11 protein-coding genes are annotated in these 13,513 nt (G+C 60.4%); 1 reads left to right on the forward strand and 10 read right to left on the reverse strand.

What is annotated here, in order from left to right:
* Positions 1-29: 29 nt before the first annotated feature.
* From hbdH to CAF80_RS05755, 9 genes are all read right to left on the reverse strand, one after another.
* On the reverse strand, positions 30-803 hold the full coding sequence (gene hbdH, locus CAF80_RS05715; RefSeq protein WP_007952053.1) for a 3-hydroxybutyrate dehydrogenase: 774 nt from the start codon (positions 801-803) through the stop codon (positions 30-32).
* A 7-nt stretch (positions 804-810) separates the two neighbouring features.
* A complete protein-coding gene (locus CAF80_RS05720) occupies positions 811-2,202 on the reverse strand; it encodes a GntP family permease (protein WP_074690376.1) in 1,392 nt (463 codons plus the stop codon).
* A 273-nt stretch (positions 2,203-2,475) separates the two neighbouring features.
* The gene (locus CAF80_RS05725) at positions 2,476-3,891 is read right to left on the reverse strand and encodes a sigma-54-dependent Fis family transcriptional regulator (RefSeq protein WP_074690676.1); all 1,416 of its coding nucleotides are present in this window, start codon (positions 3,889-3,891) and stop codon (positions 2,476-2,478) included.
* A gap of 40 nt (positions 3,892-3,931) precedes the next feature.
* Positions 3,932-5,506 carry an ABC transporter ATP-binding protein gene (locus CAF80_RS05730; protein WP_074690377.1) on the reverse strand — a complete coding sequence of 525 codons (1,575 nt, stop codon included), beginning with the start codon at positions 5,504-5,506 and terminating at the stop codon, positions 3,932-3,934.
* 13 nt (positions 5,507-5,519) lie between these two features.
* The gene (locus CAF80_RS05735; protein ID WP_074690378.1) at positions 5,520-6,542 is read right to left on the reverse strand and encodes an ABC transporter permease; all 1,023 of its coding nucleotides are present in this window, start codon (positions 6,540-6,542) and stop codon (positions 5,520-5,522) included.
* The gene (locus tag CAF80_RS05740) at positions 6,542-7,603 is read right to left on the reverse strand and encodes a microcin C ABC transporter permease YejB (RefSeq protein WP_074690379.1); all 1,062 of its coding nucleotides are present in this window, start codon (positions 7,601-7,603) and stop codon (positions 6,542-6,544) included. Before CAF80_RS05740 ends, CAF80_RS05735 begins: the two co-directional genes overlap by 1 nt.
* Entirely contained in the window at positions 7,603-9,471 is a 1,869-nt protein-coding gene (locus tag CAF80_RS05745; RefSeq protein ID WP_074690380.1) for an extracellular solute-binding protein, read from the reverse strand. The genes CAF80_RS05740 and CAF80_RS05745 overlap by 1 nt, the downstream gene beginning before the upstream one ends.
* 134 nt (positions 9,472-9,605) lie before the next feature.
* Positions 9,606-9,887, reverse strand: coding sequence for a peptidylprolyl isomerase (locus CAF80_RS05750; RefSeq protein WP_007952068.1), 282 nt, complete (start codon positions 9,885-9,887; stop codon positions 9,606-9,608).
* A 96-nt stretch (positions 9,888-9,983) separates the two neighbouring features.
* On the reverse strand, positions 9,984-10,853 hold the full coding sequence (locus CAF80_RS05755; protein ID WP_039768776.1) for a triacylglycerol lipase: 870 nt from the start codon (positions 10,851-10,853) through the stop codon (positions 9,984-9,986).
* 340 nt (positions 10,854-11,193) lie between these two features.
* Here CAF80_RS05755 and CAF80_RS05760 point away from each other — a divergent pair, with 340 nt between their 5' ends.
* Positions 11,194-12,306, forward strand: a complete 1,113-nt coding sequence (locus tag CAF80_RS05760; protein ID WP_254778421.1) for a hypothetical protein — start codon at positions 11,194-11,196, stop codon at positions 12,304-12,306.
* A 61-nt stretch (positions 12,307-12,367) separates the two neighbouring features.
* On the opposite strand, the gene CAF80_RS05765 is transcribed toward CAF80_RS05760, so the two are convergent.
* Positions 12,368-13,444, reverse strand: a complete 1,077-nt coding sequence (locus CAF80_RS05765; RefSeq protein WP_039768775.1) for a 3-deoxy-7-phosphoheptulonate synthase — start codon at positions 13,442-13,444, stop codon at positions 12,368-12,370.
* Between the last annotated feature and the right edge of the window lie 69 nt (positions 13,445-13,513).

Below are 13,513 nucleotides of genomic sequence, written 5' to 3' on the forward strand. Positions count from 1 at the left end.
CTGCAATGTGGGAGCGATCAGTTGCAAGCTTACTGCGCCAGCCATCCGCCATCGATATTCCACGCCGCGCCACGCACCTGGCTGCCGGCCTCGCTGCACAGAAACAGCACCAGCTCACCCAGATGTGCCGGGGTGACGAACTCCAGCGACGGCTGTTTCTCGGCCAGCAGATCGTGCTGCGCCTGCTGCGGGTCGACACCTTTGGCCGCGCGATCGTCGATCTGCTTTTGCACCAGTGGCGTCAGCACCCAACCAGGGCAGATGGCGTTGCAGGTGACATTGCTGGCGGCGGTTTCCAGACCGACCACCTTGGTCAGGCCGATCACGCCATGCTTGGCCGCTACATACGCGGCCTTGCCGGTGGACCCGACCAGACCGTGCACCGAGGCGATGTTGACGATCCGTCCCCACCCCTTGGCGCGCATGCCCGGCAGACTGAGGCGGGTGCTGTGAAACACCGACGACAGGTTGATGGCGATGATCGAATCCCAGCGCTCCACCGGAAACTCTTCCACCGCCGCGACGTGCTGGATACCGGCGTTATTGACCAGAATGTCCACGCCGCCGAACTCGCGCTCGGCGTAGGCGATCATGTCGGCGATCTGCGCAGGGTCGCTGACGTCTGCCGGGTGATGGCCGACCTTGCCGCCGAACTGTTCGACTTCGGCGATCACCTTCGACGCGTCGCCAAAGCCGTTGAGGATCAGGTTGGCGCCAGCCTTGGCCAGCGTCAGGGCGATGCCCAGTCCGATGCCGCTGGTGGAACCGGTAACCAGTGCGGTCTTGCCAGAAAGAGTCGTCATCAATACCTCACACAATGCCAGTGGCGTAGAAAGTGCCGATCACCACGAAAACCGCCAGGGTCTTGATCAGCGTAATACAGAAAATGTCCTTGTAGGCCTCACGGTGAGTCAGGCCGGTGACGGCGAGCAGGGTGATCACCGCGCCGTTGTGCGGCAGGGTGTCCATGCCGCCGCTGGCCATCGCGGCCACCCGGTGCAGCACTTCCAGTGGAATGTTGGCGGCGTGGGCGGCGCTGATGAATTGTTCGGACATCGCTGCCAGCGCGATGCTCATGCCGCCCGAAGCAGAACCGGTGATGCCGGCCAGCAGGGTCACGGTAATCGCTTCGTTGACCAGAGGATTGGGAATGCTCTTGAGCCAGTCGGCCAGCACCAGGAAACCCGGCAACGAGGCGATGACGGCGCCGAAACCGTATTCCGAAGCAGTGTTCATTGCCGCCAGCAGCGCACCGCTGACTGCGCTTTTGCTGCCCTCGGCGAGCTTGCTTTTGATCGCTTTAAAACCGAACGCCAGCACCATCAGAATGCCCACCAGCAAGGCTGCCTGCACCGCCCAGATCGCCGTGAGTTTGGCGATCTCGGTGGTGACCGGCGCGGTCATGCCAGGCAGCGCGAGGCTGTGGGTCTTGCCGTACCACTGCGGAATCCATTGGGTGAACAGCAGGTTCATGATCCCCACCGCCAGCAGCGGCGACAGGGCAATCCACGGGTTAGGTAGTTTCAGGTCTTCGGCGGTTTCCGGTTCGTTGCGCAGTTCGGTGCCGTAGCCCTCACCGGCACGCTGCGCCTTGTTGCGTTGGCGCTGCAGGAACAGCATGCCGGCGCAGAACACGAAAATCGTGCCGATCACACCCAGCCACGGCGCCGCCCACGCGGTGGTGTTGAAGAAGGTGCTGGGAATGATGTTCTGGATCTGCGGCGTACCGGGCAGGGCGTCCATGGTGAAGGAGAACGCGCCGAGGGCGATGGTTGCCGGGATCAGGCGCTTGGGGATGTTGCTCTGGCGGAACATTTCCGCTGCGAACGGGTAGACCGCGAACACCACGACGAACAGCGAAACGCCGCCGTAGGTGAGCAGGGCGCAGACCAGCACGATCACCAGCATTGCCTGGCGTGTGCCGAGCAGACGAATCGCTGCCACGACGATCGAGCGGGAGAAACCCGAGAGTTCGATCAGCTTGCCGAACACCGCGCCGAGCAGGAATACGGGAAAGTAGAGTTTGATGAAACCGACCATCTTCTCCATGAACACCCCGGTGAAAGCAGGGGCGACGGCAGACGGGTCGGTGAGCAGGACGGCGCCGAGGGCGGCAATCGGGGCAAAAAGGATAACGCTGTAGCCACGGTAGGCCGCGAGCATCAGCAGCGCGAGGGCCGCCAAGGCGATGATCACACTCATGGTGTGCTCCTTCGATTGTTATTTTTGTGGGTGGAACGGGTGTGGGGAGTGCTATAGCGAGATTTGTGCCAGATGGTTAAGTTGTTGAAATAAAAGGAGTTAGTTTGGTTTTTGGCGGCGGTCTTCGGGGTTTTGTCTCGGTTTGGAGACTTCTATGACTGAGAGGACGCTTTCGCGGGCAAGCCCGCTCCCACAGTTGAACGCATTCCCCTGTGGGAGCGGGCTTGTCCGCGATGCTTTGGATGTTGTCTTGATTTGGAGAGTTGTGTCTCCTTATTGAGACTCTGCGATCCCCAGCGCAATCATTTTCTTGTAAAGCGTCGACCGCCCAAGCCCCAGCCGCTCAGCCGCTTCAATCACCTTGCCCCCGCATTGCGCGAGGGTCGATTGAATCAACTGTCGGTCAAACCGCTCGCGGGCCTGACTGAAAGTCTCGTTGGTTGCCGGCTCTGACAGAGGCGTCAGCGTTCGCTCAACCGGAGTAAACGTGCCAATCGCCGCCCGAATGTCATCCGCCGTCAGCATCAAGTCATCACTGAGCAGCGCCGCCCGCTCCAGCACGTTGCGCAGCTCGCGGATATTCCCCGGCCAGGCATGCTGACCCAACAGCTCCAGCGCTTCACGGTTCAACTCGTGCTGACTGCGCAACTCCTCAAGAATCGCCTCACTGAGCGCCGGCAGATCGTCCAGCCGTTCTCGCAGCGGCGGTACCTGAATCGGCAATACGTTGAGGCGGTAATACAAGTCGGCGCGGAACTCGCCGCGCTTGATTGCCGCTTCCAGATCCGTCGAGGTCGCGGCAATCACCCGCACATCGCTCTGGATCACTTCGTTGGAGCCGACGGGTTCGAACTCCTTTTCCTGCAACACCCGCAGCAATTTGCTTTGCAAGGGCAGCGGCATGTCGCCGATTTCGTCGAGAAACAGTGTCCCGCCCTGAGCGATCTGCAGCTTGCCGGTGCGGCCCTTGCGGTCGGCTCCGGTGAAAGCACCCGGCGCAGTGCCGAAGAACTCGGCTTCAAGCAGTGCCTCGGGAATCGCCGCGCTGTTGATGCTGACGAAGGCCTTGTGCGCCCGTGGCGAAGCACCGTGGATGGCCTGTGCCAGCAACTCCTTGCCGCTGCCAGTCTCGCCCAGTAACAGAACCGGTGACTCAGCACTGGCGCTGCGACGGGCACGGCGTTTGACTTCCAGACTGGCAGCGCTGGTGCCGATAAAGTGGGCGAAGTTGTATTTGGTCTGCCGGGCGCGCAGCAGCGAACGGGTGGAGGCCAGTTCTTCCTGCATGCTCAGGTAGCGCTTGAGCATCGGCGACAGCGTGCGCAGTTCGTCGAACAGGGCAAAACCGATGGCGCCGATCACCGCGCCGGCGTCGTCATGGATCGGCAGGCGCATGACCACCAGCGGTTCTTTCGGGGTGTCCTGCATGTCCAGCAGAATCGGCCGCCCGGTGCGTACCACTTCGCGCAGCAGGCTGCCGGGGATCACGCTTTCGCAAGGCTTGCCGATGGCGCCGGCGGCGGAGTCGAGCCCGAAGCGCCGGGCGTAGCGCTCGTTCATCCAGACGATGTTCGCATCGCGATCGACAATCACCGTGCCTTCACTGGATTGCTCGATGATCTCGAACAACGAACGGATCGCCAGCGTGCGGACCCGTTGGTAATCCTTGAGGCTTTCGGTGGTGTTCATGGCGGCGTCCATTGGCGGAAGTCAGGTGGCGCGATTATGCCTATCCAGGATGCGCCGCCGCCAACAGCTCTTTGGTATAGGGATGCTGCGGCGAATCGAACACATCATGGCTGGCGCCGCTTTCGACCACTTTGCCGTCCTTGATCACGATCATGTCGTGGGCCAGCGCCCGCACCACAGCCAGGTCGTGACTGATGAACAGATACGTCAGGCCATGTTTTTCCTGAAGCTGGCGGAGCAGGGCGACCACCTGTTTTTGCACGGTGCGATCCAGCGCCGAAGTCGGCTCGTCGAGCAGGATCAGCGCCGGTTTGAGCACCAGCGCCCGGGCGATGGCAATGCGCTGACGCTGGCCACCGGAGAACTCATGGGGATAGCGATGACGGCTTTCGGGGTCGAGGCCCACTTCCTTGAGCACGCGGATCACCTGGTCGTCGCACTCGTCGGCAGTGGACTGGCAATGCACCTCCAGCCCTTCGCTGATGATCTGCGCCACCGACATGCGCGGGCTGAGGCTGCCGAACGGATCCTGGAACACCACCTGCATCTGCCGGCGCCACGGCCGCATCTGTTTCTGGTCGAGGCCGTCGAGTGCCGTGCCCTGGAAGCGAATGCTGCCCTTGGAGTCGAGCAGCCGCAGGATCGCCTGACCGAGGGTCGACTTGCCCGAACCGGACTCGCCGACGATGCCCAGCGTCTTGCCACGCTGGATGTTCAGGCTGATGCCGTCCACCGCGCGCAGGTATTGCTTGCGCTGGAACAAACCGCCGCCGACTGTGAAATCCACCCTCAGGTTATCGACTTCGAGCACGTTTTCGCGTTCGTCCCGCGGGAGCGCTTCGCCTTCCGGTTCGGCGTTGAGCAACACACAGCTGTAAGGGTGTTTCGGTTCGGTGAACAGGGTTTCGCACGGCGCCTGCTCGACGATTTCCCCGGCCTTCATCACGCACACCCGTTGGGCGATGCTGCGCACCAGATTGAGGTCGTGGCTGATCAGCAGCAGCGACATGCCCAGACGCCGTTGCAGGGACTTGAGCAGCAACAGGATCTTGCGCTGCACGGTCACATCGAGGGCTGTGGTTGGCTCGTCGGCGATCAGCAGTTCGGGCTCGCAGGCCAGGGCCATCGCGATCATCACCCGCTGGCGTTGACCACCGGACAGCTGATGCGGATAAGCCTTCAGCCGTTCTTTCGGTTTCTGGATGCCCACCAGTTCGAGCAGTTCGAGGATCCGTGCCTGAGCCTCTTTGCCACCGAGGCCACGGTGCAGCAACAGCGTTTCGCCGATCTGCTTTTCAATCGTGTGCAACGGATTGAGCGAGGTCATCGGCTCCTGGAAAATCATGGCGATGCGGTTGCCCCGCAGGTCGCGCAGGGTCTTTGGGTCGGCGCCGACCAGTTCCTGCCCACGATAACGGATGCTGCCGGTAGTCCGGGCATCGCATTCAGGGAGCAATTGCAGGATCGAATGAGCCGTCACAGACTTGCCCGAGCCCGACTCGCCGACCAGTGCCAGGCACTCGCCGGGGCGGATGTCCAGGCACAGGTTGCGCACCACGGTCTGGCCATGGAAGGCGACGCTGAGATCACGGATTTCGATCAGGTTGTCAGTCATATCAAGGGTCCGTTCATGAGCGCGGGTCAAAGGCATCGCGCAATGCTTCGCCGATGAATACCAACAGGGAAAGAATCAGCGCCAGGGTGAAAAACGCGGTCAACCCGAGCCAAGGCGCTTGCAGGTTCTGTTTGCCCTGACCGATCAACTCGCCCAGCGATGCGCTGCCGGCGGGCATGCCGAAGCCGAGGAAATCCAGCGCAGTCAGGGTCGAAATCGCCCCGGTCAGAATGAAGGGCAGGTAGCTCAGGGTTGCGTTCATCGCGTTGGGCAGGATGTGCCGGACAATCACCTTGCGATCGCTCAAGCCCAAAGCTCGGGCAGCCTTGACGTACTCCAGGTTGCGCCCGCGCAGAAACTCGGCGCGGACCACGTCCACCAGCGCCAGCCAGGAAAACAGCGCCATGATCCCCAGCAGCCACCAGAAGTTCGGCTCGACGAATCCCGAAAGGATGATCAGCAGGTAAAGCACCGGCAAGCCCGACCAGACCTCCAGCAAACGCTGGCCGAGCAGATCGACCCAGCCCCCGTAATAGCCCTGCAGGGCGCCGGCCGCGATGCCGATCAGGGCGCTGACAAACGTCAGCATCAGGGCGAACAGGATCGACACCCGTGCACCGAAGATCACCCGGGCCAGGACGTCGCGCGCCTGATCGTCGGTGCCCAGCCAGTTGATCGAAGTCGGCGGGCTCGGTGCCGGTTTGTTGAGGTCGTAGTTCGGGGTGTCGTCACTGAACGGAATTGGTGGAAACAGCAGCCAGCCACCGTCCTTGCGGATCAGTTTCTGCACGTAATCGCTGCGGTAATCGGCCTGGAACGGCAGTTGTCCACCGAACTCCTGCTCGGTGTGGCGTTTGAACACCGGGAAATACCATTGGCCCTGATAACTGACGACCAATGGCTTGTCGTTGGCGATCAGTTCGCCGCCAAGGCTGAGCAGGAACAGGCCGATGAACAGCCACAGCGACCACCAGCCCCGGCGATTTTTCTTGAAGCGTTCGAAGCGGCGACGGCCCAGAGGCGAGAGCTTGAACATCAGGCATTCCTCGCGGCGAAGTCGATGCGCGGGTCGACCAGCGTGTAGCACAGGTCGCCGATCAGTTTTATCAGGAGGCCGAACAGGGTGAAGATGAACAGCGAGCCGAACACCACCGGATAATCACGGGACACCGCCGCTTCGTAACTCATGCGCCCCAAGCCGTCGAGGGAGAAGATCACTTCGATCAGCAACGAACCGGCGAAGAACACGCTGATGAACGCCTGGGGAATCCCCGACACCACCAGTAGCATCGCGTTGCGAAACACATGTCCATAGAGCACCCGGTTTTCGCTCAGGCCTTTGGCGCGCGCGGTCACCACGTATTGCCGGGTGATCTCATTGAGGAACGAGTTCTTGGTGAGAATGGTCAGGGTGGCGAAACCGCCGATCACCAGTGCCGTGACCGGCAACACCAGGTGCCAGAAGTAGTCGGTGATCTTGCCCAGCGTCGACAGGGATTCGAAGTTGTCGGACACCAGCCCGCGCACCGGGAACCAGTTCAGCGAGGTGCCGCCGGCGAACACCACAATCAGGAACATCGCGAACAGGAACGCCGGCATGGCGTAACCGATGATGATCGCCGTGCTGCTCCAGATATCGAAATGGCTGCCGTGGTGCACGGCTTTGCGGATGCCCAGCGGGATCGACACCAGATAAGTGATCAGCGTCGCCCACAGGCCGAGGGAAATGGTCACCGGCATTTTCTGCAGGATCAGGTCGGTGACCGTGGCACCACGGAAGAAGCTCTTGCCGAAATCCAGCTGCGCGTAGTTCTTGAGCATCAGCCACAGGCGTTCATGGGCCGGTTTGTCGAAGCCGTACTGTTTTTCGATGTCCTTGATCAACTGCGGGTCGAGGCCGCGGCTGGCGCGGGACGTGCCGTTCATGGTCTCGCTCGCCCCGCCGCCGACGCTGGCGCCGCCAATGCCTTGCAAGTGGGCGATGGCTTGTTCAACCGGACCACCTGGCGCGGCCTGGATGATCACGAAGTTGACCAGCAGAATGATCACCAACGTCGGAATGATCAGCAGCAGGCGCCGCAGTATGTAAGCCCACATCAGTGCGGCCCTCCGGGTCTGCCACGGCTGATTTTCTCGGCCGTCATCTGCTGGTTGGTCAGCGGCGTGCTGCTGATTTCCCACCAGCTCTCGATCGCTTCGTCATTGCTCGCCTGCACGGTGGGAATGCCGAAACGGTTCCACCACACAGTCGATGTGCCCGGCGGGTAGTAGTTGGGAATCCAGTAGTAGTTCCATTGCAGCACCCGATCCAGTGCATGGGCGTAACGCAGCATGTCGGCCTGGGTCGAGGCGCGGATCAGGCCGTTGATCAAGGTGTCGACCGCCGGGTTCTTCAGCACCATGTAATTGTTGGCGCCCGGGTCGTTGGCCGATGCCGAACCGAAGTAGTTCAACAGTTCGCCGCCGGGGGAGGTGGTGACCGGGTAACCGGTCACGATCATGTCGTAGTCGCGGCTCATCAGACGGTTGACGTATTGCGATGAGTCGATGCGACGGATGTCGAGGTTGATGCCGATCTGTTTAAGTGTGCGCTTGTACGGCAGCAGCAGACGGTCCATGCCGTTCTGGCTGACCAGGAACGTAAAACTCAACGGCTCGCCACGGTCGTTGACCAACTGGTCGCCATCGGGTTTCCAGCCGGCCTGTTCCAGTAGCTCCAGTGCTTGCAGTTGTTTGTCGCGGATAATGCCGCTGCCATCGGTTTTCGGCGCTTCGAAAACATGGGTAAACACTTCGTCGGGAATCTGTCCGCGCAAGGGTTCCAGAATCTTCAGCTCTGCGGCATCCGGCAGCTGGCGCGCGGCCAGGTCGGTGTTGGAGAAGTAACTCTGCTGGCGAATGTACATGTTGCGCATCATCTGCCGGTTGCTCCATTCGAAATCCCAGAGCATGGCCAGGGCCTGTCGAACGCGGCGATCCTGGAACATCGGCTTTTGCAGGTTGAACACGAAACCCTGGGCCGACTGCGGTGCCTCGGTGGCCAGATGAGCCTTTTGCAGGCGCCCGTCGCTCAGGGCCGGACTGTCGTAACCGATGGAGTAGCCGGTGGCGGAGAATTCACGGTTGTAGTCATAGGCGCCACCGCGCAAGACCTGGCGGGCAACGTCGGTGTCGCCGAAGTACTCGATGCTGAAGTGATCGAAGTTGTACAGGCCACGGCTGACCGGCAGGTCCTTGCCCCACCAGTCTGGATTGCGTTCAAAGGTGATGCTGCGCCCGGAGTCGACTTTGCCGACCCGATACGGGCCGCTGCCCAGCGGTGGCTCATAGCCTCCACCGCCGGCGAAATCACGGGTCTTCCACCAATGTTCTGGAAATACCGGCAGGGTCGCGATGTCCAGCGGCAGGGTACGGTTTTCGTTGCTCTTGAAGTCGAAACGCACGGTGAGCGGGGCTTCGACTTCGACGCCTTTGACGTCGGCGAACTGGGTGCGATAACGCAGGCTGCCCTGGGTCATCAGCAAATCATAGGTGTAGCGCACGTCTTCGGCGGTGATCGGCTTGCCATCGGCGAAGCGGGCTTTTGGATTGATAAAGAAGCGCAGGGACAGGCCGTCATCCGAGCGTTCCATTTTCTGCGCCACGAGGCCGTATACGGTGTAGGGCTCGTCGAGCGAGCGCTGGGCCAACGGGGAATACAGCAGGCCGTCGATCTGGCTGACGCCGATGCCTTTATCGATATACGGCAGGACATGATCGAAGTGGCCTATCTCGATGGCCGAGCGGCGCATCGTCCCGCCTTTGGGCGCCTGGGCGTTGGTGTAATCGAAGTGACTGAAACCGGGCGGGTACTTTGCCGGTTCGCCATAGACGGTCATCGCATGCTGCGGTGCGGCGTCCACACCAGTGATCCCAAGCAGCAGGATCAGGGCAGTGAACATCAATGTCGGGAAAGCCAGTCGCATTGTCAGCCTTAAAGCCGGGTAATCGATAAGCGCAATTTGTACGCGAGCGGCGCGCCGTTCGCCAGCGGTGCGGTGTAACCAAAACAAAACGGCCCGCCATCAGGCGGGCCGTTGCACAGCAGGTCGGGCTGAAATCAGTCCTGACGGCTGGTGACTTCCAGCAGGTGATAGCCAAACTGGGTCTTCACCGGGCCTTGCACGACGTTGATCGGTGCGCTGAATACCACGGTGTCGAATTCCTTGACCATCTGGCCAGGACCGAACGAACCCAGGTCGCCGCCCTGACGGCTGGACGGGCAGGTGGAATTGGCCTTGGCTACTTCGGCGAAGTCGGCACCGCCTTCAATCTGGGCCTTGAGTTCGTTGCACTTGGCTTCACTGGAAACCAGGATGTGGCGGGCAGTGGCTTTAGCCATGGGGAAATTCTCCAATCAAATCGATAAAGGGTGGAGCCTACCGGATTCAGTGGTCGATTTCTCGGCAAAGTTCCGTTCGCTGGTCTGATGAGACATCTATAGATCAGCGGCTTGAAGGCGCAAGGCGTGCTCGACATAGAGACGTATCGAGTCGTTAGCCATGGCGTGTTGCCCGCTTGCCCGCCGCAGAGTATGCAGGTGATCGAGGGAGTAGTCGGAGCGGATCACGGTGCCCAGGTGAGAGCTGAAGCGACCGACAAGTCCGTCGTTCTGGGCGAGTTCTGTAATGAAGTATTCCGAGAGGGCGCAGCAGATGTCCTGGACAGGGTCGAGCGACGGCTCTTCGGGTTCGGGTACGACGCCGCTCCATGAAAAATAGCGAACGCCATTCACCCATTCTGCACCGTGACCGCCCCAGACCTCGGGCAGACCCTGCGGGTATTTGTCGTTGAAGTTGCCGACCCCCTCGGTCGTCAAGGCACCCAGCGCAGCCAGTGCGCTGTGCGGCAATGCCTTTTGCCCGCTGAGCAGTGACAGAAAATCGGCAAACCGGGTCGCTACATTCTGTGCCACGACCTCCGGAAGTCTTCCAGGTATCAACGCCTTGCGCAGGAAGTCCGCCAGTTCCGAGCCATGGTTTGGCCCGCTGACTGACGTAACAGACGCAACGTTGTGTGGGGCTAGCGCTGCAGCATAGCGTGCCGTGAGTGCGCCTTGACTGTGGCCGATCAGGTTGACTTTGGCCGCGCCTGTGCCCCTTAACACGGCGTTGATTTGCGAGAGCAGTTGCTCCCCGCGTATTTCATTGTCATGGATGACCGACAGATGGGGCACAAACACCTGCGCGCCGGCAGCCTTGAGCGCCTGTTTTACGTCGTGGAACAGTTCGAACGGGCCAATGCGCTCGAATCCGAACAGGCCATGCACCAAAAGAATGGGATGATTGGTTGTCGCATTTAGTAGCATTTTTCGTCCTTGATCGCAGATGATCGTCGATGTTTTCTGCTTGCCACTCTAAAACAGTCATGAGGCTGGGGATGCCTGAAGAATCGCCGTCATGCGTTGGAAACTGGATCAATGCGTGTATGAATTTTCACTGCTGCATGAACTCCGCTTCGGAACATTCAGACAGCTCCCGCCTCATCGAATGTACTTTTCCCTTTTTTACCTACTTCCTTTAGTGCGTTTGGCCATGGCTCGAACAGTAAGGAGCTGACATCCGATCGGTGGTGAAGCGGTTTAAATGGAAGCTCTTCGACGCAGAGCTCAGGCGACGTGTCATTTCCAGGGAATGGAGAGGCAACTGATGAATGATTTACAAGCAGCGGTCTTGCAAGAAAAGGAGACAGGGATGGAGGGTGGCAGCGTTCAGTCGTTCGGACCCTGTCGGGAGGGCGCAGGGGCTTTGCCGTTGCCGGCGCCCACACTGGATTCGATTGTCGGCGCTGTCGTTGATCCGTCATTGAGCAAGGTTGTCGTGCGGATTGCGCCCTGGCCTGGAATGGCATGCGGTGACAGGGTCGTGTTGAGCTGGCATGGTTTCGATACAGAAGGCCTGCCGTATCGGCACGACATTGCGAGATCCGTCAGTGAAAGTCAGCTGGGCAAGGATGTCGTTTTGATCGTGCGGGACGTTCACATCGCAGCATTGGACGGGGGCACGCTGGAGGTGTTCTGGACATTGAACAGCGTCACGAGATCGGCGCCTGGTTCTTCAATGCGTACGCTGCTGGACGTCGGAGACGTCCGCTACAGTCTGTTACCGGTCCTCGTGGAGGATGCCGTCGGGGGCAGTCTCGATCCGGCTCGCGTACCCGACGGAACGACTGCCATCCTTCAACCCTATGCCGGAATGAGTGCAGGCGACCGGGTAGAGTTGATCTGGCAGGGGCCTTCGCCGCAGGCATCATTTCGAGACATTCTTATCGTTGAGTTCTTTGCTGTCGGTCAGCCCTTGGTGTTCGGAGTCGCGCCCGAATTCATCGCTCCGCATATGGGGGGCGAGGTGTTGGTTCACTACCGTGTAGAGCAGAAAAGCGGAGCCATTCGCGAGTCAGGCGCTACGCGGATCAGCATTGGCCCATTGGCACGAGATGAGCTACCGGCACCCCGAGTGCTTGAAGCGGAAGACGGCGTGCTTGATATGCATGACGCCACCGATGGCATCAGCGTGATGGTAAGTGATGCGCAGGTGGAGGAGGGTGAGCTGGTTTATCTCAAGTGTGACGGAGAGTCGTTCTTCCATCGGGACGACCGGGAAATCATCGGGGGGATGGCCATGCAGCCGTTGGTTTTCATCGTGCCTTACCGGTTCTGGCGAGAGCATGTGAACACTGTTGTGCGACTGTCCTACTCGGTCGAACGGCTGGATGATGTGAGTCAGGAGTCTGCGGTGACTCTGGTCCGCGTACAGGCTTGATCCAGCGTTGCGAACGTAGCCCGCCCTCCGCTTGAAATTCGGCGGAGGGCGGTGCTCATCATCAGACCGAAGTCTGTTTGCGCATACGGTGGGCGGCATCCAGCAGCAATTGTCTCGTGGCATCGAACCCGAGGCAGCCATCGGTTACCGAAACCCCGTAGCGAAGCGACTCGCTCAAGGGCTGGCATCCTTCGAACAGGTGCGATTCAAGCATCATGCCGATCAGCGAGCGGTCGCCCTGCAAACGCTGCTCCAGTACATGATTGAACACTTCGGGCTGACGAAGCGGGTCCTTGCCGCTGTTCGCGTGGCTACAGTCGACCATTATCCGGCTCGGGATTTTCAGTCGGCTCAATTCGCTGTTGATCCTGGAAACGCTTTCACGGTCGTAGTTCGGCCCCTGATGTCCACCCCGCAACACCAGATGCGTATCCGGGTTGCCCAAAGTCGGGATGATTGCCGGATGGCCCTGGCTGTCCACGCCGAAATGGCGGTGGGGATGAGCTGCCGAACGCATTGCATCGACGGCAATGGCGACACCACCATCGGTTCCATTCTTGAAGCCGACCGGCATGCCAAGCCCGCTGGCCATTTCACGATGGATCTGAGATTCAGTGGTGCGGGCGCCGATGGCGACCCAGCTCAGCAAGTCGTCGAAGTATCCGGCGGCCATGGGTTGCAGCAGTTCAGTGGCAACCGGCAGTCCGAGGCGGATCATTTCCAGCATCAGTTCGCGCGATAGCGTCAGGCCCGCAGCCATGTCGTCGCTGCCGTCGAGATGAGGGTCGTATGCCAGACCTTTCCAGCCGACGGTTGTGCGAGGCTTTTCAACGTAGGCGCGCATGACAAGCTGCATGTCCTGACGGACTTCGCTGGCCAGTTGTGCGAGTTTTCCGGCGTATTCAAGTGCGGATTCGGGGTCGTGTATCGAGCAAGGACCAACGATCACCAAAAGGCGTTGATCTTCACCATTGAGAATCGCTCGGACCGCCTGGCGGTGGGCAACGACTTGATTGTTCAGGGCATTGCTGAGCGGCAATTGCTGCTTGAGTTGCAGCGAACTTGGCAGACGCAGGGTCAGCGCTTCGTTGGCAGAGTTCAACGTGGACAGTGGCAGAGCAGAAACGGACGAGTTCATATTCGGTATTCCTGGGCGGACGGCGGGGTCTTCCCGCTCAATCGACCCTACTGGGGTGTTCGACAATTG

It is taken from the genome of Pseudomonas sp. B34(2017) (genome assembly GCF_002112915.1).
Taxonomy (GTDB): domain Bacteria; phylum Pseudomonadota; class Gammaproteobacteria; order Pseudomonadales; family Pseudomonadaceae; genus Aquipseudomonas; species Aquipseudomonas pharyngis.

Bases quoted from the DNA above. Each gene is read 5' to 3' on its own strand.
- CAF80_RS05725 (WP_074690676.1), bottom strand. From the start codon at position 3,891: ATGAACACCACCGAAAGCCTCAAGGATTACCAACGGGTCCGCACGCTG.
- CAF80_RS05765 (WP_039768775.1), bottom strand. From the start codon at position 13,444: ATGAACTCGTCCGTTTCTGCTCTGCCACTGTCCACGTTGAACTCTGCC.
- CAF80_RS05760 (WP_254778421.1), top strand. From the start codon at position 11,194: ATGAATGATTTACAAGCAGCGGTCTTGCAAGAAAAGGAGACAGGGATG.
- CAF80_RS05740 (WP_074690379.1), bottom strand. From the start codon at position 7,603: ATGTGGGCTTACATACTGCGGCGCCTGCTGCTGATCATTCCGACGTTG.
- CAF80_RS05750 (WP_007952068.1), bottom strand. From the start codon at position 9,887: ATGGCTAAAGCCACTGCCCGCCACATCCTGGTTTCCAGTGAAGCCAAG.
- CAF80_RS05720 (WP_074690376.1), bottom strand. From the start codon at position 2,202: ATGAGTGTGATCATCGCCTTGGCGGCCCTCGCGCTGCTGATGCTCGCG.
- CAF80_RS05755 (WP_039768776.1), bottom strand. From the start codon at position 10,853: ATGCTACTAAATGCGACAACCAATCATCCCATTCTTTTGGTGCATGGC.
- CAF80_RS05730 (WP_074690377.1), bottom strand. From the start codon at position 5,506: ATGACTGACAACCTGATCGAAATCCGTGATCTCAGCGTCGCCTTCCAT.
- hbdH (WP_007952053.1), bottom strand. From the start codon at position 803: ATGACGACTCTTTCTGGCAAGACCGCACTGGTTACCGGTTCCACCAGC.
- CAF80_RS05745 (WP_074690380.1), bottom strand. From the start codon at position 9,471: ATGCGACTGGCTTTCCCGACATTGATGTTCACTGCCCTGATCCTGCTG.
- CAF80_RS05735 (WP_074690378.1), bottom strand. From the start codon at position 6,542: ATGTTCAAGCTCTCGCCTCTGGGCCGTCGCCGCTTCGAACGCTTCAAG.